General features: G+C 36.2%; 19 protein-coding genes. All 19 read left to right on the top strand.

The genetic code is table 11. From position 1 onward, the window contains the following. Window positions 1-459: 459 nt before the first annotated feature. The 19 genes from AC1VAQ_RS00235 to AC1VAQ_RS00145 all read left to right on the top strand — a co-directional run bounded on the left by AC1VAQ_RS00235 (window position 460) and on the right by AC1VAQ_RS00145 (window position 20,535). Entirely contained in the window at window positions 460-2,139 is a 1,680-nt protein-coding gene (locus AC1VAQ_RS00235) for a GspE/PulE family protein (protein ID WP_479903351.1), read from the top strand. Window positions 2,140-2,153: 14 nt separating this feature from the next. Further along, complete coding sequence (locus AC1VAQ_RS00230; RefSeq protein WP_302599324.1) at window positions 2,154-3,218, top strand: type IV pilus twitching motility protein PilT; 1,065 nt, start codon at window positions 2,154-2,156, stop codon at window positions 3,216-3,218. Between the two features lie 31 nt (window positions 3,219-3,249). Beyond that, a complete protein-coding gene (locus AC1VAQ_RS00225) occupies window positions 3,250-4,299 on the top strand; it encodes a type II secretion system F family protein (protein WP_302599325.1) in 1,050 nt (349 codons plus the stop codon). 38 nt (window positions 4,300-4,337) lie between these two features. Further along, window positions 4,338-4,805 (top strand): type II secretion system protein, encoded by a 468-nt coding sequence (locus tag AC1VAQ_RS00220; RefSeq protein WP_302599326.1) that lies wholly within the window; start codon window positions 4,338-4,340, stop codon window positions 4,803-4,805. 33 nt (window positions 4,806-4,838) lie between these two features. Further along, a complete protein-coding gene (locus tag AC1VAQ_RS00215; protein ID WP_302599327.1) occupies window positions 4,839-5,513 on the top strand; it encodes a prepilin peptidase in 675 nt (224 codons plus the stop codon). Window positions 5,514-5,538: 25 nt separating this feature from the next. Further along, window positions 5,539-6,102: a PulJ/GspJ family protein gene (locus AC1VAQ_RS00210; RefSeq protein WP_303243894.1), complete on the top strand. Its 564-nt coding sequence runs from the start codon at window positions 5,539-5,541 to the stop codon at window positions 6,100-6,102. A 28-nt stretch (window positions 6,103-6,130) separates the two neighbouring features. After that, window positions 6,131-7,141, top strand: a complete 1,011-nt coding sequence (gene pilM / locus AC1VAQ_RS00205; RefSeq protein ID WP_302599329.1) for a type IV pilus biogenesis protein PilM — start codon at window positions 6,131-6,133, stop codon at window positions 7,139-7,141. Continuing rightward, complete coding sequence (locus AC1VAQ_RS00200; RefSeq protein ID WP_479903350.1) at window positions 7,131-7,796, top strand: PilN domain-containing protein; 666 nt, start codon at window positions 7,131-7,133, stop codon at window positions 7,794-7,796. Before pilM ends, AC1VAQ_RS00200 begins: the two co-directional genes overlap by 11 nt. A gap of 15 nt (window positions 7,797-7,811) precedes the next feature. Then, complete coding sequence (locus AC1VAQ_RS00195) at window positions 7,812-9,020, top strand: hypothetical protein (RefSeq protein ID WP_479903349.1); 1,209 nt, start codon at window positions 7,812-7,814, stop codon at window positions 9,018-9,020. Between the two features lie 10 nt (window positions 9,021-9,030). Further along, the gene (locus AC1VAQ_RS00190; protein ID WP_302599335.1) at window positions 9,031-10,257 is read left to right on the top strand and encodes a type IV pilus modification PilV family protein; all 1,227 of its coding nucleotides are present in this window, start codon (window positions 9,031-9,033) and stop codon (window positions 10,255-10,257) included. Between the two features lie 21 nt (window positions 10,258-10,278). Further along, window positions 10,279-12,900 carry a hypothetical protein gene (locus AC1VAQ_RS00185; RefSeq protein ID WP_479903348.1) on the top strand — a complete coding sequence of 874 codons (2,622 nt, stop codon included), beginning with the start codon at window positions 10,279-10,281 and terminating at the stop codon, window positions 12,898-12,900. Window positions 12,901-12,911: 11 nt separating this feature from the next. After that, complete coding sequence (locus AC1VAQ_RS00180; RefSeq protein ID WP_302599282.1) at window positions 12,912-14,201, top strand: hypothetical protein; 1,290 nt, start codon at window positions 12,912-12,914, stop codon at window positions 14,199-14,201. 81 nt (window positions 14,202-14,282) lie between these two features. After that, a complete protein-coding gene (locus AC1VAQ_RS00175; protein WP_302599281.1) occupies window positions 14,283-14,792 on the top strand; it encodes a YqeG family HAD IIIA-type phosphatase in 510 nt (169 codons plus the stop codon). Next, window positions 14,764-15,615, top strand: a complete 852-nt coding sequence (gene aroE, locus AC1VAQ_RS00170; RefSeq protein WP_302599280.1) for a shikimate dehydrogenase — start codon at window positions 14,764-14,766, stop codon at window positions 15,613-15,615. Before AC1VAQ_RS00175 ends, aroE begins: the two co-directional genes overlap by 29 nt. Before the next feature lie 12 nt (window positions 15,616-15,627). Then, a complete protein-coding gene (locus AC1VAQ_RS00165; protein WP_302599279.1) occupies window positions 15,628-16,080 on the top strand; it encodes a pilus assembly FimT family protein in 453 nt (150 codons plus the stop codon). Window positions 16,081-16,093: 13 nt separating this feature from the next. Continuing rightward, window positions 16,094-16,630, top strand: coding sequence for a shikimate kinase (locus AC1VAQ_RS00160; RefSeq protein WP_302599278.1), 537 nt, complete (start codon window positions 16,094-16,096; stop codon window positions 16,628-16,630). 168 nt (window positions 16,631-16,798) lie between these two features. Then, window positions 16,799-17,881: a M24 family metallopeptidase gene (locus AC1VAQ_RS00155; protein ID WP_303243892.1), complete on the top strand. Its 1,083-nt coding sequence runs from the start codon at window positions 16,799-16,801 to the stop codon at window positions 17,879-17,881. A 74-nt stretch (window positions 17,882-17,955) separates the two neighbouring features. Further along, complete coding sequence (efp, locus tag AC1VAQ_RS00150) at window positions 17,956-18,513, top strand: elongation factor P (RefSeq protein WP_302599276.1); 558 nt, start codon at window positions 17,956-17,958, stop codon at window positions 18,511-18,513. Window positions 18,514-18,609: 96 nt separating this feature from the next. Further along, the gene (locus AC1VAQ_RS00145) at window positions 18,610-20,535 is read left to right on the top strand and encodes an LTA synthase family protein (RefSeq protein ID WP_302599284.1); all 1,926 of its coding nucleotides are present in this window, start codon (window positions 18,610-18,612) and stop codon (window positions 20,533-20,535) included. Window positions 20,536-20,556 lie beyond the last annotated feature (21 nt).

Below are 20,556 nucleotides of genomic sequence, written 5' to 3'. Positions count from 1 at the left end.
ACCGATTTTTGCGAATTTATAAAGCATCGGGAGGCTATTTATAAGGGTAATGCCTAGCTTATGCTTAGAAGAAATTAAGTGTAGGTTGTTTTCAAGAAAGGTAGGAAAACATAGAAATATATAAACGACAAAGTTTAGAAAAGGTAAAATTAATAGGTAAAGTAAAAACCTTGAACTTAGCAGAGCTAAGTTTGAGGTTTTTTGCGTTAGCTATAAAAAAGCTGATTTAATGGGTAGCACTAATTGCAAAAAAATAATAAAAAATTAGTATAGGTGACTAAATGTTATTTTTTAAGGCTATATTTAGTATATAAAAGTGAATATGGAATAAATTGTTAAGAAAATGTTGCTTATAGATCAGTTAAATAGTATAATGATTACAATAATTGATTAAAATTTCTGAATATAAAAACAAAATGTAGTGTAAGGGGTAAAATAGACATGTTAAGGAGATAACATATGAAAAAGGTGCAGAAAAAAACACTGCAGGCGTTGCTTTTAGAGGCGAATATAATGACACCCAAGGTATTACAAGACCTTGCTAACGAGCAAGAAAAAACGGGAAAGGGATTAGAGGAAATCCTTATTTTGAAGGGGATTGTAACAGAGGTGGGTTTATTAAGGATATTATCAGAGCAGTTAAATGTTCCTTATGTAGATTTATTGCAGTGCGCTATTGATTTAAGTAGTGCGACCAAAATCCCGGAACCTATTGCAAGAAGGCATAGGGCCATTGCTATAGGCGCCGAGAAGGATAAGCTTCGCGTAGCTATGACAGAACCATTAAATATATATGCCCTAGATGATATTAGAATTAGCACAAAGATGGAGATTTTGCCAGTTTTAGCTTCAGGAAGGGCTATTGATGAACTGATTAACCAAGTGTATATTTCTGCACAAACTAAGCATATTGTTTTTCAAGTTGAGAAGGAACTTCAAGAAGAAAAGCAGGAGACAAGAGTAGCTGAAAGGGAAATGGGAGAAGATTCATCAAAGGTACAGCTTGTAAATAATCTTTTAGAACGCTGTATTTTAGATGGTGCATCAGATTTGCATATTGAGCCTTTTGAACGGGTGGTATGCGTACGTTACAGAGTAGATGGACAGCTGCGTGAAGTGATAAATGTGAGCAAAGAAACGTTAAGCGCCATAACATCTCATATTAAGGTTGTATCAGGACTAGATATTGCAGAGCGACGTTTACCACAAGATGGGCGTATGTCGAAAATCGTTAAGGGGCAGAAAGTAGATTTACGTATTAGTATTTTACCCACAATTTATGGTGAAAAAACGGTTATTCGTTTCATTTATCGGACGGACAAGAAACGAGAACTTTCAGAGATTGGATTTTTTCCTGAGGATTATATTAAGGTAGAAAATTTACTTAAAAATCCTCATGGCATTATTTTGCTGACAGGTCCCACAGGAAGTGGAAAATCGACTACATTAGCAGCTACCTTAAGGCGACTTAATAAGGAATCTCTAAACATTGTGACAGTTGAAGACCCTGTTGAAAATATGTTAGAGGGAATTAATCAAGTGGCTGTGAATCATAAAATAGGACTTACTTTTGCAGCGGTGCTTCGTGCAATTTTACGTCAAGACCCAGATATTATTATGATAGGTGAGATGCGTGATGCAGAGACAAGTAGTATTGCTATTCGTGCAGCGATTACGGGGCATTTGGTTTTAAGTACACTGCATACAAATGATGCAGCAAGTTCGATTCCAAGACTTATTGATATGGGAACAGAGGCTTATATGGTAGGTGCTGCAGTTAAAGGTGTCATTTCTCAGCGACTGGTACGCAAACTTTGCCCTCTTTGTTGTAAAAAGCATGTTGTAACAGCCTCGGAGGCCGCATTTTATAAGGTACCACAAGGAATAGAGGTGTATGAAGCAGGAGGATGTGTAAGCTGTCATCAAACAGGATATAAGGGAAGAAGTGCTGTTCATGAGGTATTAGTGATGGATAATCAGTTGCAAGAAATGATTGCCTCGGGTAAGACGACGGCAGAAGAACTTAAAGAAGTAGCTAAGCAAAAAGGCATGCGTACCTTGTGGGAAAATGCGTATTACAATGTACGACAGGGTACTACAACTTTGGAAGAAATGTTACGTATCACATATGAGCAGTAAGGGTGGGATGCAGAATGAACATTAATGAATTATTGTGCATGGTCATTGCAAGGCAAGCATCTGACTTGCATTTAACAGCGGGAATTCCGCCAACCATTAGATTACATGGCCAGTTAATACCGTTAGATTTACCCGTATTAGAAGAGATAGAAACAAGGCAGCTTATAGGACAGCTTTTAGAAGCAAAGGGACTTGTAGCACAGATTGAAGGAAACAATGAAGTAGACTTTTCATATACTTTAGCCGATAAGGGACGTTTTCGTGTCAATGTGTTTAAGCAAAGAGGAAGTTGGGCCGCTGCCTTACGTTATATTGGTGTAGAGATTCCCACTATGGAACAAATGGGACTGCCGCGTTCTATATTACAAAGTTTAGCAGACCATACAAGAGGGCTTATCCTTGTAACAGGTCCTACTGGAAGTGGCAAATCTACGACACTTGCAACAATGCTTGACTATATCAATCAAAAATATCATAAACATATTTTAACTTTAGAAGATCCCATTGAATTTTTATATGCGCATAAAAATAGTATGGTGAATCAGCGTGAAATAGGTATAGATAGTCAAAATTATAATGCGGCGCTGCGTGCAGCACTAAGAGAAGATCCGGATGTCATTTTAATAGGTGAGATGAGGGATCAAGAGACTATTGCTACAGCTATTACGGCTGCTGAAACGGGCCATTTAGTATTAAGTTCACTGCATACAATAGGGGCAGTAGCAACCATTGATCGTATTATTGATATTTTTCCGCCTTATGCACAGCAGCAGATTCGTATGCAGCTTGCAGATATTTTAAAAGGTGTAATCTCCCAACAGCTTGTGCCACAGAAGACACTCAAAGGTCGCTGTGTGGCTTTAGAGATTATGCTGACCAATACAGCTGTTGCCAATCTTATTCGTGAAGAAAAAACACATCAAATTTATTCTCAAATTCAAACAGGAATGGTACAAGGCATGAGAACCATGGAAGCCTCTCTTGCACAACTTTATAATGAAGGAAAAATTACATTAGAAACAGCTAGTTATTATGCACCTAGGGGAGAAGAATTTAAATGTTTACTTGCAAAAGCTTAAGGTTAAATGATGTAGGTGAAGGGAGACTAGCATGTTAATTTTAGAGGAGCACATTGCTTTAAAGGATATTAATTTCTTTTGTAAACAGTTTGCCGCTATGATACAAGCTGGCATTAGTATTTCTATGGCTTTAGAGGTTTGTATGCAGCAGTGTACAAATAAAAGGCTGAAAAGCCATCTTAGAAATATTCAAGAAGCAGTTATGTGTGGTGACCGGCTTTCGGAGGCAGCAGTTCAAGAAAAGATTTTTCCAAAACTTTTGGTTCACATGATTGAATGTGGTGAAGCATCTGGCAGATTAGAACAAGTCATGCGTCAAACTGTTGACCATTTTGAAAATCAATTACAGATTAGGCAAAGGATTAAGCGGGCATTGGCATATCCTACTTTAGTACTTTTGACTTTAATCTGTGTTGTGATTGTATTAATGATAAAGGTTGTACCAAACTTTATGACTTTACTGGTAGAAACAGGAGCTCAGATTCCAAATTCTACACGGATAATGATAGGGTTAAGTGATTTTATTATGGGAAACTGGTTGATCATTTTAGTAGTGTGTGTCATAGGGGTAGGGATAAGTATATTGATCCCAAGAACTAAAGGCGGGAAAGAGATGATAGACCAAGTAGCTTTAGTGCTTCCTGTTTTTGGAAAGCTTAAGAAAAAATCAATGTCAGCTAATTTTTCAGCTACTATGTCGATGCTTATATCATCTGGTATTCCAATGTTGCAAGCCATAGAGATTACAAAAGAAGTCATGGATAATGCAGTAGTTCGTCAAGAATTAGAAGAGGTCATGAAGGATTTAAAACAAGGGAGCAGTTTATATGATGCATTAAGGAAAAGTAGCATCTATCCACCTATTTTAAAGAGCATGATTCATATTGGAGAAGAGACAGGTGCCTTAGATGATATGTTGGTTAAAATGAGTCGTTATTTTAAAGAAGAAGTTCAGTTAGCAGTAGAGCAGCTGATGGTGCTGATGGAGCCTATGCTTACTATTGTAATGGCATTTTTGGTAGGAGGATTCATGCTGGCAGTTGTGCAACCTACTTTTTCAGCGGCTACAGCTATTATGTAAGAGAATAAGGCAGGCTATTTAAAAGGAGTCGTAATAAGATGAAGCAAACAAAAGGTGAGGCAGGATTCTCAATGATTGAATTAATTGTAGTTGTAGCAGTTATGGCGATTTTGGGTGCCGTTATTGTACCACAATTTAGTACGATTTCAGCAAGAGCTAGATTGACAACAGATGCTGCGAGCATTAAAGTAATCCAGCAGCAAATTGACATCTACAAAGCTGATGTAGGAACAACGCCAGGAACTTTTAATGTAGATGGTGATATTAATGAAGGAAAGGTGCTAAAGGATTTGCTTGCAAATGGCTATTTAGACACGAAGTATTTGATGGATTCCAAGTTAATGCTTCAAACAACGCCAGCGGCCTGTAAGTTTTCTGGGGAGCTAAATCATTTTGTGTTGGTAGTAGATGAAGCAAACTATGATATGTTAAAAGTAAATGATGCGAATAAAGATATATGGATTGTAAAAGACGGTGAGAAGGATGTTACTTTAAATGTTAAATAATATGTGAGGACTGGTTACTGAAGGAGGAGGGTAATGGAAGAAGTTGTTGTGATGATATTAGGCATGATGATGGGATGTTGCTTGAATAAGTATATGGAGAAGAGGTGGCAGCCTAAAGGGAAAGGTCGTACGTGTGATAGTAAGTACAAGAGAATTAGACGTTATGTATTGACTGGTGTTTATACGGGGCTTGTTTTGGGATTTTGTTATTTGAGGCAAGACAGGTCTTTCGCAGAAGGTATGTCTGTAATTACTTTGATGAATATGAGCTTTTGTATAGTGCTTATTATACTAAGTCTCATTGATATGAGGTGTATGATTTTACCCACATCCATAATTATATTTGGGAGCCTTTTAGGAATTGGATTTAAGGTAGTATTAAGTATCATCTATCAGGATTGGGGTTATTTATGGGCAGGTCTTGTAGCTGGAGGTGCAGGATACATTTGGTTTTATCTTATTTATAGTATATCTAATAAGTTAATGCACAGAGAGGGACTTGGTTTTGGGGATGTGCGTATAATGGGCATGCTAGGCCTTTTCATAGGAAGTTGGCAACTTTGTACAATGCTGATAATCGCTTGTGCCATGGCAATAGGCGTAGGCGCTATTTTGCTAGTAATCAGGAAAAAGAGTGAACCTTATCCTTTTGGTCCTTTTCTGTGTGTTGCCACAATGTTTATGTTGATATGGGGAGCCGAGGTATAAAAAGTATGAGTTAAGGAGGAGGTTGATGAAACAAAAGGGTTTTAGTTTATTAGAAATGGTGCTTAGTATTATGTTATCGGCTGTTTTACTACAGGTTATGATTGTAACTGTTTCTAATATTTATGAGGGAGTTGTAAGGTTTCGGACAAAGGTGAATTACAGTGAACAGATACGTATTGTAAGTGATTTTATTCGAGATGAAATAAGGGGAGCCACTAAAGTAAGCATTAAGGTACAAGATGGCAGCAGTGTTAAAGTGATTGAAAATGGCGCTGAAGATTCTGATTTAGAAATAAAAGGAATGCTAGACGAGATTAAGTATGTTACAGCAGAAAATACAGTGGGTGAAATTAGGCTTAGAAAAAACAGTATTTATAATCTTAAGCAAGGAAAATATAGTTTGTTTTATGAAGGGAAAGAAAGTGATACGCAAAATCTGATTAGTGATTTGGTAGATGAATTGAAGGTGGTACGAATGGCTGATTCAAATTATATTACTTTTACATGTGTTATAGGCGGTGTAAATCAAACAATGGGAGAACAAATGAGTTTTACAGAATCGTTAGCTTATAAAGAAAAAATAGATTAAAAGCTTGGAACTTGAAAGAGGTGAAATGATGGCTGAACATATTATGGGGATAGAGATAGGAAGTCATACCATCAAAATGATAGAAGTGGTTAAAAGTGCAGCAACATTAGAGATTCAAAAGTTTTCTTTGATTGATACGCCGCCAAACTGTATAAGTAATGGACAGCTCAAGGACTTGGAAGTCATTAAATCTGTATTATTAAATGAAATACATGATAAGAAGTATAAAGCACGTAAGGTGGTAAGTGTTGTTCAAAGTAGTCATATCATTATTCGCAAGATTACTGTGGATAAGCAGCCAGAAAAACTGATGAAACGAAACTTAGAGACTAAAGTAGAACAGTATTTGCCGGTTAAAAAGGATCTTTATCAAATAGATTATAAAATTGTAGGAGAAAGAGAAGAGAAAGGCAGAATTAAAAATGAAATACTTTTAGTAGCGGCACCTAATACAGTTGTTTTACCAGTTGCAGAACTTATAAGAAGTATAAAGAAAACACCTGTCTTGATTACGATTCCTTCAGAAGCACTAGAATTTGCATTTGGTAAAGTACACGGCATCCTTTATGAGACAGCCAGTCATTTGATGGTCTTAGATATTGGCGCAAGTAGTACAGTGGTAACGGTTATTGTAGATGAACAAGCAGTGATTACAAAGACGATTGACTTTGGTGTAGAAAATATTAATGAGGTAGTTAATGAAAAACTGGGTGAATTAGAGGGTGAAGAGGAGGCGTGTACTCAGGAGTTGCACTTAAAAGAAGTGATTCATCAGCAGATAAAATATAGTTTAATTGAAGAATTAGAACGTGTTTTGCAATTTTACTATGCAAGTTTTGAAAATAGCTTTATTGAAAAGATTTATTTAATGGGTGGTGGCGCTAATATTAAAGGGATTAAAAATTGTATTGCTAAAGCGCTGAATATACCTGTAGAAAAACTGAGTGAATTTAGTAGGGTAACTGAAAAGACTGGTGTTGAATTTGAGCCATATAGACGCTTTTTTATGAATATATTAGGAGCTATTAATGGGTTATAGAGAGGGGGAAGGTATGAAGCAAGATATCAAAAAAATTAATTTGCTCCCTGTCATGTATAGCCGGGAACGACAAATGAGAAGTTATAAATACATAGGTATAGGGATCTTGGTTATAGAATGCATTGTATTTGCTATAGTGAGTGTAATCATACCTCACATAAGGCTTAAGGCGCAACAGGCAACTTTAGATACCTTACAAGCAAAGGTCAATGTCTCTAAGTATGAAGGGGTAGATGAGGCAATGAAATTGTTAGAAGCGGCACAGGCTGAATTAAAGGTATGGACAGAAAGATATGAGACACTAAAAAGCTCCAATTTTATTAGTGTACGAATATTAGATAGTTTAACGACCAGTGTACCTACAGGTGTAGTTATTCAGTCATTAAGCCTTACAGCGGGTGAGGAGATAATGGGGGATACAATTAATTTAGCAGGTGTTGCTTCAAATTATAATGCCGTATTGCGTTATGTGACAACCTTGGAAAGCAAATATGGCGGAGGCAATGTAAGCTTTACCGCAGACAAGCAAGAAAGAGAAAGAATGTCTTATTATAATTATACGATAGCAATAGGGAGTGTGGAGGAAATAACAGCGTCACAGGTGATTGCAGAGGAAGACATAGAGGAAGTATTAGAAGAAGATGAAGCATGGTAGATGGGGGCAGTTAGGATGAAGTTTATAGGGGGGAAGAAAATAAGTTCTATGATATTGCTTGTTTTCATATTAGGTGCACAAGGATATTATTTAGTTAATATTTATAGTAAAGATCAAGCTAAGATTAATAATCAGGTTAATGAGATTCAAAAGACAACAGCGTATATAGTACGATTAGAAGAAGGATTAAAGCAATTACCTGAAACAAAAAAAGAATTAGAAACTATAAGGTCTAAGCAAGAGGCTGTGAAAAGCACGATGCCCAATATGGCATCTACTGCAAAACTATTAGGGGAAATCTATAGTATTTTTGATACCAATAAGTTTTATGATGTACAAGTTGTAGAAGTAAGTAGTGTACCTATTAAAGATGAGATGATACCCATTATTCAAAAAGATTATAATGTTAGTTTTACGAGTTATTATGGGGAAGTAAAGGATTTTATTGAGAATATCAATGGGGCATATCAGATTATTCACATGAATAATATTCAGATAGATAATCAGTTACAGCTCACAGAAAATGAAGAGATGCTAGAAACATTACAAGGCTTTTTTGGAGAAGATTTATCAGAGGTAGTATCTGTACAGTTAAACTTTTCTATTTATGTCAGAGCAGAAATGGAAGAAGAGCAGGAGGAATATGCCGTAAGTTTTAATAGCATTAACAATAATGCCAAACCATTTGATGGTGTGGGATTTGCAAATCGTTTGGCAGGTAAGGGGCAAGCGGAGGAAGTTGTGATGTCATCATCTGTGCTAAGTGCAGATCGGGTAGAAGAATATGAAGAAATACCGTATTTAAATTCAGTTTTTGAGTTGTATGTAGAAGATATTTTAACATCAGGAGATACATATAAACTGATGGGGCCAGGTAAAGAAAAGCAATATTTAGGCCTTGTTACACAAAGCAATGTATATATTACGATTACAATTAATGAGGCAGGATATGAGTTTTCTATGGAAGATGAAAATGGAAATGTTAAACAGATAACTTGTGCGGAAATAATGCAGCAACCTGTATTATATATTCATTCAAGTATGCGACAAGTACAAAATGCCATGCCTCATGTACATATTTATGTCTATAACTATGGAAAAGATGAAATACAAGTGGACTTAGAGGGGAGCTTATTAAGTCATATTCATATTTATGACAAGTTTGATGAAGAAGTACAAGCAGGAGAAACAAAGGGAAATGTAAAACTTACTGAGGATGAGTAGGGGGAGGAGAATGATAAAAAGAATGCATAAAAGGTATGAAGAAAGGGTGTCAGCAGGTTTTACATATGTGGAAGTACTTGTTTGTATGCTTATAATTGCCAGTGTAATCGGGCCCATTTGTATGAGTTTTGTAGCCAGTAATAAAGTGCGGGGGACAGCACAGGCTTTGACGGAAAGTACAGTGTATACAGAAGCCTTATTAGAAAGAATCAAACAACAGTTAACACAAGACATTAAATTAAAGAAGCAAAAAGATAATCATGAGATTTTAGAGTATCCAGTAGGAGGCGAAGCGAGAAGAAGTATTGAAATTTGCTTAGAAGAGGTGTATATAGATACCACACCTCTAGAAAAAGGTCTACTTTCTGACTTTTTATGGGAACAAGATTTTAAAGCATTAGATAAAAAAGTTATGGACAAACGCTATGGGAGTGAACGGTATGCCTATGAAGTGGCCATATGGCGCACAGAAAATATCGATAGGAGTAAAGAGGCTTTAGTGTTTAATAAGGAGGCTTTAGAACGAGCAGCTAAATTTTATACACATCCAATATATTGTTTTAATGACTATGAAGTAGAGAGTAGAAAAATTAGCTTTGAAATGGGTGAAGCTTTAAAAACGAAGTTTTGGAAAGCCCAGTTAGCACCTAGGGAAATGGATGGTTTAAAAGTAATAGGCGAACATACGATTACATTAAGCAAAGAAGGGATAGAGAATATAAGTGGTAAACTTAATGATTCTTCAGGGATAACAGGAATATCCAGTGGAGAGAAAATTATAATGGAAGAACCAAAGCCAGTTAAAAATAACAAGGGACTTATAGGAATTATTTACACAAGCATAATGGGAACTGATTACAAGTCTGATGAAATGAGCATTATTAATGTAGATATACGACAGCTTTTAGGGCGTAATGGTCTTGAAACATTAGAGGATAATGAGAAGCTCACCTTGACATTTGTGAATCAAACACAAAGAAATCAGGTAATACGAGTGATAGAAGGTAGTCAGAATAATGAGGATGTGAAAGACGGCAGCTTAGAACATAGCAATAAAAAGATAGAAATCGTAGCGGTTGATAAGGGAATACATAGTAAAACAAGTATTCAATATACCAAGGATATAGGATTTAAGGATAACTTCATCATTGCAATTGTTACCAGAGATATGAAGCCAATGATAGGAGAAGCGGGGAAGGTTGTAAAACAAATGATAGATGTATATAGCTATGAGTAAAATGAAATGAAGGGGAAAAATATGCGTAGGCAGGAACAAGGTGGAAACATTATGTTGATGACCGCCATTGTAATTTTGATACTTACTATAGTTGTTGTGAGCTGTATACATATAGCTAATGTGCAGTTAGATGTGTCAATGGTGGAGCGGCAGACAAGCAATACCTATTATTTGGCAAAATCAGGTGTAGAAAAACAGGTGGATGCAATCAATAAGTCATTAGCACATGCAATGCCTTATATCATTCAAAAGCTGACAGATGAATATATGGTTAAGTTAGGGACACCGACTGCATTAAATGAAAGAGTACAAGCTATGGAAGGGCAGGCGGGCTGTAAAAAATATGACCTATTTTATTATGATCAGGATAAACTGATGATTAAAACATCTAAGGCTGGTGAAGAAAGTGAGGAAGGGTTAAGAGAAAATATTCAAAAATACTTATATGCATTTATTATGGAAAATTTTATAAACGAGCCCCCTTTTACTTATGAAGTGCAAAGTGATCAGATTGATACAAATGATTATAAGACCATCATAACAGTCAAAGGAGAAGTGGTGAAGAAGGTAGAGAAAAATGCAATTGATGAAAGTCGTTTTAAACTTATTGGAACAGCACAAACGAAAAATACAGAAGATGGTACAATTTATGACAGTCAGACGGTGATTGCCGATGTCATGCTTGTTATACCTGAGGAAATTCCACATGAGATTCATGAAAAATACGCTTGGGCGGCACAACCACCAGAAATTGTAGCTAGCGGGCTTATTAGTTTCTCTGATGTGGTCATTACTGATGGAGGAAGTTTGATTATAGAAGAAGGGGACATGCAAGTGAAAGGGATAGCTAGACGGCATACTTATAAAGCAGATGGCAGGGGAGTAGAATATCTTGCGTTAAATGATGAGGTAGATGCCAGGCAGACGGGTGGCATTGTTGTAAGTAATGGGGGAGAATTACATATAAAAAATGGAGACCTTGCATGTATTTATAATGTTGTAGCCACCAATGGATGGCTGGCGAATACATCGTATGATTTAAGGACAAGAATCTTGGTAGACACAGGGGATATTATTGCAGGAACGGTAGGTTTAATAGATGATGGTGATGAAGAAACAGCGAATCAAAAGGGGTTGAACCAAGAAGGCAGCAACTTGTGGATTAAGGTGGGGCAAAATGTATTTACAAGTAATGATGTGATGATTAGCCAAGGCGTGCGAGATTCCCGAATTGATGTTGGGGGGGTAATATTTGGCGTTAATGATGGCAGTAGTTTAGAAGTAGAATCTGGGAAGCATTTACAGCAGCAGTGGGAGGTGTCCAACGATAGTAGCTGCGTTTTTGCAAGAGGATTTAATACGGTAATTTCAGCTTATCGTATTTTAGTAAGTGGACAACCTTATATGCGTTTGTGGGAAGATGCAAGGCCTATGAAACTGTGGGAAAGTGTAGGTGCGCCTTTTACACAAGTGGCCTTATGGGAGGGCTATAGTGAAGGAAAGGATGAGGCTGCGAATGGTAGTTATTTAGCGCCCGATTCACCTTTTTATGAAGAAATTGAAAAAAATAAAATTCAAATACGAGATAGCAATATAAATGAAACCTCTTATGCACCAGCTAAGATTACTGCAAATGGAGAGATTACAACAGGTGCAGGATTAAAAAATCAGTTAACAGCTAAAAAATTTTTTATGACTGGTTTTTTATCGACGGATGTAGAGCGGCCATCAATTGCAGATTTTACAGAACACTATGGCGACTACTTGCCTTTTGCATATATTATAGAACAAGATAGAAATCATGCTAATTACTATAGAAACTTAGGTGAACTAGAGCGGGATTATGCATGGTATAGCAGACAGCTTATGTATGGTAAAACGTATACTGATGATAAGTATATTGAGAATTATATGGGACTGCGTAGTTATATGACGGCTAAAAGAAGCGTATTTTATGGTACTGTGAATGATGAAAATAGACCGCAACTTTTAAATTTTGAAGATGTGATAGGTGAACTGCCTAATAAGGCACATGCTTGGTGCTACAGTGAGCCAATACAAGTGTTTATTGCAGATGACCAAACAATTTCGATGGATGAATTTTATGTACAAATTGATGGACAAGGTATAGCTTATCCAAGTATTGTTGTAAATGCAGGAAATGGGACGCTGACAATTGAAGAAGGCCAAAAAAATAATACGTTTAAGGGCGTAATTATCAGTAAGGGTGATGTGAAGATTCAAGGTGAGGTAAAAATAGAAGGAAGTATCATTGTAGGGGGGGCACATGAAGGCAGCAATCCTACAAATCCAGCTATACGTATGACAGGGCAAACGGAGCAGGGAAATTATAGTCCGGGACTTGTAGTAGGTGAAGGCAGTCAACTTAAAATAGTCCATGACCCGAATATGATTTTAAAGATAGACGTATCCGACGCTCTTTTAATGCGCCAGATATTAGATGCTCTTAAAATTACGAAATATAAAGAAAATACTGACTTAAAGCAGATTTTAGGCCCTTATGAAGATGAAAAGTTAAAATATTCTGCAGGAAAGGTATTTTATAGAACAGATTCTGCGCTTGAAATACAAACACAAGATATTAAAGTGCAGATTGAGCATTTAAGGAAGGAGAGGGAATAGGAGGAGATAGAATGAAAAAAATACTGTATATGGCAGTTGTGATAGTAATGAGTTTGAGTGTAGGGTGTAAAGATAAAACGGTGGAAAGAACAGCTGAAATTACAGAAGTTTTACCGAAGTGGCAAGAACGGCCAGAAGAGATTCAATTTACAGAAACAGATTTTTACAGTTTCTTTGCGCAGTACTTTTCGTTATCTGAAGAAGAAATTTTAAGTTTAAATAGAAATTATCCGCGCGTGGATAGTGCATACTGGCAGAACTTAGAAAGTTATAAACAAAGCATTTTAGATAAAATAGGGAATTATTTGAGTGCAGATGTTAAGAAAAAGCTTGGGGAACAGTATTTATGCAATGAGATTCAGCTACCTAAAAAATTAATGATTAATGACTATGTTACATATGGTAGCGGAAGATTGGAGAAAGTGGAGATTATATCCACACGGTTGCGGGGAGAAGACATAGTCTATGAAGTGGCAGCTACCACAGTTAACCCGGTTCAAAACTTAAGGGCGTTTGAAGAAAATTATGTATGGGCAGCTGAAACAGGTTACTATGATTTACGAGAAAATGTATTAAGTCAGACGGGAAGTGTTTTAACATATAGTGAAAATGAAGAAATGCCAGAAGCGGATGATTACATTTATGCAGTTGCTGCAACAGATGAGAAAAAGGATGAGATTAAGCTTATACAAAAATATTGGGTAACAGTAGCGTCAGGAGAATTTTTAAAGATAAAAAGCATTCAAGAGGTGCAGCCTATAATGGTACAAGAGAATGCAAGAGCAAAGGCAACGTGCAATCAGCATGTCACAAGAGTCGCTTATAAGGTGACAGCGAATGTAAAAGAAAAAATGTTAATAGAGAAAATTTTTAATCAAATGATGGGGTGCTTCAAAGAAGATTTTAAGTATTATCATAAGGCGCTAGAAACGGGATATGAAGCTGTTAAATTATTTTGGGAAGAAAAGGGGCTTCTAGAGGAGATGATTTTAGAACCGACAAGTTATGCAAGTGCTTTTTCAGATACAATTAATCCTTATAAGGACAATATCATCGCCATAACAGTTACAGCCGATACGATTCAAATCATACCGAGCATTTATAGTACAAAGATGCAAATGCGTTTTATGGTGACTTTGCCAATTAAAGCTTTACTAAGCAATAATGAAATAGTATATTATAAATATAAGTATTTTGTAGGCATGGATGGCGATAAAGTGGAATTTATTGAATTCGTGAATATGGAATCACTCACTGAGGAAAACTATAATGCAAGTATGTCAAATGTCAGTAGACATTAGCGGAAAAGTATACTTAAGCTTCAAATAGATAACCTGGGTGAGAGAGAAATGACTAAAAAGTAATTAAAAAAGAGGCTCACAATGATTAAAAAGTTATACCCAACAGCGTATATTGCATCGATTTATGATATGGATTTAGAAGAATTAAAGGCACAAGGCATCAAGGGTATTATCTTTGATATAGATAATACCCTTGTTCCATATGATGTGCTGGAACCCCATGATGAAATAATTGAATTCTTTACGAAATTGCAAGAGGAAGGCTTTAAAATTACATTGGTTTCAAATAATACAAAAGACCGCGTTGTAAAATTTAATGAAAAGCTTAAGGTAATTGCACTGCATGAATCTCAAAAACCACTTGGTAAAAACTTTAGAAAGGCCCTTCATTTAATGGCATGTAAAAAAGAAGAAGCTGTGATTGTCGGGGATCAAATTTTTACAGATGTATATGGTGGCAACTTAGCGGGAATTAAAACCATTTTAGTAAAACCAGTAAGTGACAAGGATGAATGGAAGACAAAAGTTAAAAGAGGAATAGAAAAAAGGGTGATAAGAGCATATGAAAGACGCGTACATCAAGGGAAGTGATAAAGTATGTGGCGTGATTGGTAATCCTATAGAACATACTTTATCACCTCTTATTCATAATACACTTGCAAAAAGTTTAGGACAAAGGGCAGTTTATGTGCCCTTTTGTGTTACAAAGGAAAATCTAAAAGAAGCTGTAAGCGGTGCGCATGCTTTAGGAATTCAGGGTTTAAACGTAACAATGCCACATAAGCAGGAAATGTTTAAATATGTAGTAGAAGTCGCATCAGAAGCCCAAAAGGTGGGGGCTATCAATACATTAGTGTATACAGAAAAAGGCTACATAGGACATAATACAGATGCCAAAGGTCTAGCACTTTCATTAAAAGAGCATCTTGTGGAATGGAAAGATAAAAAAGTGGCAATTATAGGAAGTGGAGGCGCAGCTTATGCAGCTTACACAGCCGTAGCCGATGAGGCAAAAGAAATCTACATTATTAACCGTACATTAGAAAATGCTAAGACTTTACAAACACATATGGCGCAGTACTTTAAGGTACCTACCTTTGTGTATGAAGACCAAGAAGCACTCAAATTAGAGGCCGATCTTGTGATTCAAACAACAGGTGTAGGAATGGGTGCTTTAAAAACACAGATGCCAAAGTGTAGTCAAAGTGTCTTAGAAAGTGCAAAGGTAGCTGTTGACCTGATTTACGAACCTTGGGAAACGTTGTTTTTAAGGGAAGCTAAAAAGAAGGGATGCACATGTATCAATGGCTTTGGTATGTTATACTATCAAGCCGTGATTGCCTTTGAGTTAATGCATCATATGCGCTGTGATAAGGAAAAAGTTCTCCAAATAAAGGGCGAATTGCTTAAATAATAAGGAGAAAAAGTGAATCAAAAGGGCTTTTCTTTTTTAGAACTGATTATAGTTATTTTATTAAGTAGTATAGTAGGCAGCGGGGTTGTACTTAGTACACGCATTGTACAGGAAGTGCAGTTTAAGGCACTTGTGACTAAGGTGGAGCAGGGCATTAGATATGCACAACAACGAGCTGTGGCCACAGGAAAGCAATATAACGTATATTGTACAAAGCAGAAGATTTATATCAGACAGGGCAATAATATCCCACTTTATAAAATAGAAGTGGGGGATGAGGTGACAATTCCTACAAAAAATGCTGACGGAACATTTATGACAGGCAAAGATATTAAATTTCATGGGAAGATGGCACCTTCACAGGCAGGCACCATTGTATTAATTCATCAGGGTCTGAAGAAAAAGGCGCGTATTACAATAAGAGTAGCCACAGGAAAAACCACAGTCTACTTTGAATCAATATGATAAGAGGTGGGACATGGCAAGTAATATATGTTTAATAGGATTTATGGGTAGTGGGAAAACTACTGTAGGAGAAGTCTTAGCAAAGAAGATCGGTTGGCATTGGGTCGACTTAGATACAGAAATTGCAAAAGGGGAAAACACTAGCATTGCAAATATTTTTGCCCAAAAAGGGGAAGCTTATTTTAGAAGTCTAGAAACACAGTATTTGAAAAAAGCACTTCAGCAAGAAGACACTGTTATTTCTACAGGCGGAGGTATTATTGTAACGCCTGAGAATGTCACCTTATTAGCAGAAAAGACGACCTTTTATTTACATTGGAAATTTGACACACTTTATCAGCGTATTGCGGGTGATACAGCAAGACCGCTTGCTACAAGTTATGATGAAGTACATATGCGTTATAAGGGGCGTGAAGCACTTTATGATGCGGCAAGTAAAGAAATGATTCAATGTGAAGGAAAAACAGTAGATGAAGTGGTAGCTAGCATTTTGAAGGCGCTTATGAAAGATGGAAATGATTCACTGAATGAAAAGTACGCAAATTTATAACACTAATCGATATAAAGTTGGCATAAGACAACGCATTACATACAAAATGTGTTATACTATTGTCTAATAATAGTTATACTATTGTTTAATAATGTACAAAAATAAAAACTAAGATATTTAATGTAAAAATTATAATGACAGAAAACTGCACATAAAGGAGAAGTTAAAATGGAAAGAAGAATAACAACTTTATTAAATAAAATGAAAGCATTAAATTTAGATGCCATTCTTGTAGGAAGTAAAGCAAATCGTATGTATCTAAGTGGCTTCACAGGCTCTAGTGCGATGTTATATATTTCAGAGAAAAAGCAAGTGATTATTACTGATTTTCGTTATATGGAACAAGTGAGCATTCAATGCCCAAACTTTGAAAGTCTCAATCAAGGTACCCTAGGACTAATTGGCTCAGCTCTTAAAATAGCACAAGAAGAGGGTGCTAAGCGTATTGGATTTGAAAGTGAACATACTGTTTACAGCACTTATTTGGAACTTGCCAAAAATACAGAGTTTGAATTCGTACCAACAGATAAACTCATTGAAGAAGCAAGACAAATTAAAGATGAAGAAGAACTAAAAAAACTTACAGAGGCGGAACGCATTGGTGACTTAGCTTTTGAAGGCATTGTGCCATTTATTGAAGCCAACTGGAGAAATGGCCTTACAGAAAATGATATTGCTTTAGAACTTGAGCGCATCATGCGCAAAAATGGTGCTTCTGGAACATCTTTTGACTCTATTGTAGCAGGTGGCGCAAAATCATCTCTGCCACATGCTGTGCCAGGAGATGTAACACTTAAAGAAGGCGATTTTGTAGTCATGGATTTCGGTTGTATTTATGAAGGTTACTGTTCTGATATGACACGTACCATTTTAATTGGTGAGCCAACTAATAAACATCTTGAAATCTATAATACAGTGTTAAAAGCACAAAAAGCTGCGCTTGAACAAATAAAACCAGGAATGACAGGGCAAGAAGTCGATAAAATTGCAAGGGATATTATTACAGCAGCTGGATATGGGGACTGCTTCGGTCATGGACTTGGTCATGGCGTAGGAATTGACATCCACGAAAGTCCAAGATTTTCTCCAGCAGAAAAAGCAGTTATAAAAGCAGGCATGGTGATGACAGTAGAACCAGGTATCTATGTGCCAGGCTTTGGTGGCGTTAGAATTGAAGATATGGTGATTGTGACAGAAAATGGCATTTTAAACGTGACACATTCGCCAAAAGAGCTTATAATTATCAAGTAGTACAAAAAAAATCGTTGAAAATTATAACAATGTAGTTTACACTATATGTGAAAAGAATATTAGGAGGAAATGTAATGATTTCAGCAGGTGATTTTAGAAATGGTATTACTTTCGAAATGGAAGGTAATATTTATCAAATTATTGAATTCCAACACGTAAAACCAGGTAAAGGTGCTGCGTTCGTACGTTGTAAAATTAAAAATATCAAAACAGGTGGGGTAGTTGAAAAAACTTTCCGTCCAACTGAAAAAATGCCAAAAGCTCATATCGAACGTAAAGATATGCAATATTTATATTCAGATGGTGAATTATATCACTTCATGGATGTTAATACTTATGACCAAATCGCAGTTAACGCTGACACAGTTGGCGATAGCTTAAAATTCGTTAGAGAAAACGAAATGGTTAAAATTGCATCTCACCAAGGTAGCGTATTTGCAATTGAACCACCACTTTCAGTAGAACTTGAAATCACTGAAACAGAACCAGGTATCAAAGGTGATACAGCACAAGGTGCTACAAAACCAGCGATCGTTGAAACAGGTGCTAGAGTAATGGTACCATTATTCATCAACCAAGGTGAAAAAATCCGTATCGATACACGTACAGGTGAATACACAGGTAGAGCATAATAAATTAAAAAGCAGCAGGTATACGCCAGCTGCTTTTTTAATTTAGGTGGCAAAAAATGCACTTTATTGTAAATTTGAGGAGCATGGGTGAAAAAGATGGAAGATCAAAATAGATATAGAAATGCTGGTCAACGAATAGAATTATGGATGAGCCTTAGTTTACTGTTATATATAACAATTGAATGTATTAGTGCAACCTCATTGAAAACACGTGGTCTTTATTTATTACAACATATGGATGTATTTTTATTAAATTATCTTATTGTACTTATTGTAACAGCACCTTGCGTTCTTTTTCATAAGATGCTGTTTGTATTTAATACGTTTAGTATTACATTAATAGGACTGACATATGCCAATCGAATTATGCTAGTGATTCGAGGATTGCCTTTAAGATGGGCTGATTTTTTTATTTTAAAAGATGGACTTACTATTGCCAATAAATATGTATCTATGCCGCTTGTTATTATTATAGGTGGACTTGTTTTAGGGGCTACGTTATTTTTAGTCAATAGCTATAAGTTTCATTCAGAAATACGTCATCCTAAAATTTTGGTTACCTTCATGGCAGTGATAGTGATTTTAAATACAGTAGCTATCATAGAAGTACAAAAAGCAGACGAAATTGCACAAAACATTAATGAAATATTATCTGAGGAAGAAGAGACAATAGCCACAGATGATGAAAGTATAAGTTTACAGCGTATCAAAGAAAAACTTAAGCGGTTAGAAGAAATGCGTGAACGTATAACACCTGTAGAAAAAGTGACACAAATAGAAGAAGCACGTCGCCAGCAAGAAAATGAGGATATTACTAAGGATTATGAAGAAGATGGCTTTTTATATAGTTTCTTAGCATCATATGAGAGTCAATTAGGTTATGTGCCTGAGAACTATGATGAAGGGCGTATGGAAGTATTGAAGAAAACGCTTGAAGAAGATATAAACAAGCAAGATGAAAGTGGGCGTGCAAAACCTAACATTATCTTTTTACAAGTAGAGTCATTCATTGATCCATATAGTTTAAAGGGCGTGACTTACGATAAGGACCCAATTCCTTATATGCGTCCCTTTATTGAAGGAAAAAATGGTGGAATATTACAAATGCCAGATATTAATACAGCAAGGACGGAGTTTGAGATTTTAACAGGTATTCGTATTGCGGAGCTGTTTCCAGCGGAAGTACCTTATACAAGCCGCAAGTTAGATGATAGAGGCCTTGAATCTGCCCCACAACTTCTAAGAAAAGCAGGATACTATACAACGGCTATGCATAATAATAATAGTGCCTTTTATAATCGCAGTGAAAATTATAATAAATTGGGCTTCAAACAATTTATTCCACTAGAAGGTATGGAAAATGTGACATATATGGGAGATTGGCCAAAGGATGAAGTGTTCTTGCCTTATATTGAAAAGACTTTAAAGGAGACCTCTGAACTAGACTTTATATTTGCTGTTACGGTTGGGACACACTCTAGTTATCATTATGATTATGTCTCTGAAAATAAGGAGATTAAAGTGAGCGGTAATGTGGGGAAGGATGCAGTAAGTCAAGTACAGGATTACGTGGACCGGCTTCATGAAGCAGATAAAATGATTGGAAAGTTAATAAACTTTGTGCAATCTAATGAAGAACCTACTGTTTTGGTTGTTTATGGAGATCATATTCCGACAATGGATGTGATTACAGCCGATTCAACATATCCACGCTATGAGGTACCGTTTTTCATTGTAAGTAATGAATCAATACCAGAAGGCATTGTATCAAAGGATGCACCGAAACCAGCGTATACACTTTATCCTAGTTTATTTGAAGCCTATCATTTACCAGAAGGAATAATAGGCAGCGCACAAAAGCTTTTTAAATCAGATGAAGATTATTATGATAAACTGAATTTAATAGGATATGATATGGTACTGGGCAAAGGTTACTTAACTGATGACAATACATTGTATACACCGACGCAATTAGTGGTGCAGACTTTGCCAGATGGAGAGCAGGAAAAGAAAAAGGAATAACGCTTATGAAAGCATTTTTAA

The organism is Cellulosilyticum sp., from assembly GCF_982396655.1.
This window is presented reverse-complemented; position numbering and strand designations above follow the sequence as displayed.

Coding starts and splice junctions, on each gene's coding strand:
- AC1VAQ_RS00235 (WP_479903351.1), top strand. CDS start 460: ATGAAAAAGGTGCAGAAAAAAACACTGCAGGCGTTGCTTTTAGAGGCG.
- AC1VAQ_RS00230 (WP_302599324.1), top strand. CDS start 2,154: ATGAACATTAATGAATTATTGTGCATGGTCATTGCAAGGCAAGCATCT.
- AC1VAQ_RS00225 (WP_302599325.1), top strand. CDS start 3,250: ATGTTAATTTTAGAGGAGCACATTGCTTTAAAGGATATTAATTTCTTT.
- AC1VAQ_RS00220 (WP_302599326.1), top strand. CDS start 4,338: ATGAAGCAAACAAAAGGTGAGGCAGGATTCTCAATGATTGAATTAATT.
- AC1VAQ_RS00215 (WP_302599327.1), top strand. CDS start 4,839: ATGGAAGAAGTTGTTGTGATGATATTAGGCATGATGATGGGATGTTGC.
- AC1VAQ_RS00210 (WP_303243894.1), top strand. CDS start 5,539: ATGAAACAAAAGGGTTTTAGTTTATTAGAAATGGTGCTTAGTATTATG.
- pilM (WP_302599329.1), top strand. CDS start 6,131: ATGGCTGAACATATTATGGGGATAGAGATAGGAAGTCATACCATCAAA.
- AC1VAQ_RS00200 (WP_479903350.1), top strand. CDS start 7,131: ATGGGTTATAGAGAGGGGGAAGGTATGAAGCAAGATATCAAAAAAATT.
- AC1VAQ_RS00195 (WP_479903349.1), top strand. CDS start 7,812: ATGAAGTTTATAGGGGGGAAGAAAATAAGTTCTATGATATTGCTTGTT.
- AC1VAQ_RS00190 (WP_302599335.1), top strand. CDS start 9,031: ATGATAAAAAGAATGCATAAAAGGTATGAAGAAAGGGTGTCAGCAGGT.
- AC1VAQ_RS00185 (WP_479903348.1), top strand. CDS start 10,279: ATGCGTAGGCAGGAACAAGGTGGAAACATTATGTTGATGACCGCCATT.
- AC1VAQ_RS00180 (WP_302599282.1), top strand. CDS start 12,912: ATGAAAAAAATACTGTATATGGCAGTTGTGATAGTAATGAGTTTGAGT.
- AC1VAQ_RS00175 (WP_302599281.1), top strand. CDS start 14,283: ATGATTAAAAAGTTATACCCAACAGCGTATATTGCATCGATTTATGAT.
- aroE (WP_302599280.1), top strand. CDS start 14,764: ATGAAAGACGCGTACATCAAGGGAAGTGATAAAGTATGTGGCGTGATT.
- AC1VAQ_RS00160 (WP_302599278.1), top strand. CDS start 16,094: ATGGCAAGTAATATATGTTTAATAGGATTTATGGGTAGTGGGAAAACT.
- AC1VAQ_RS00155 (WP_303243892.1), top strand. CDS start 16,799: ATGGAAAGAAGAATAACAACTTTATTAAATAAAATGAAAGCATTAAAT.
- efp (WP_302599276.1), top strand. CDS start 17,956: ATGATTTCAGCAGGTGATTTTAGAAATGGTATTACTTTCGAAATGGAA.
- AC1VAQ_RS00145 (WP_302599284.1), top strand. CDS start 18,610: ATGGAAGATCAAAATAGATATAGAAATGCTGGTCAACGAATAGAATTA.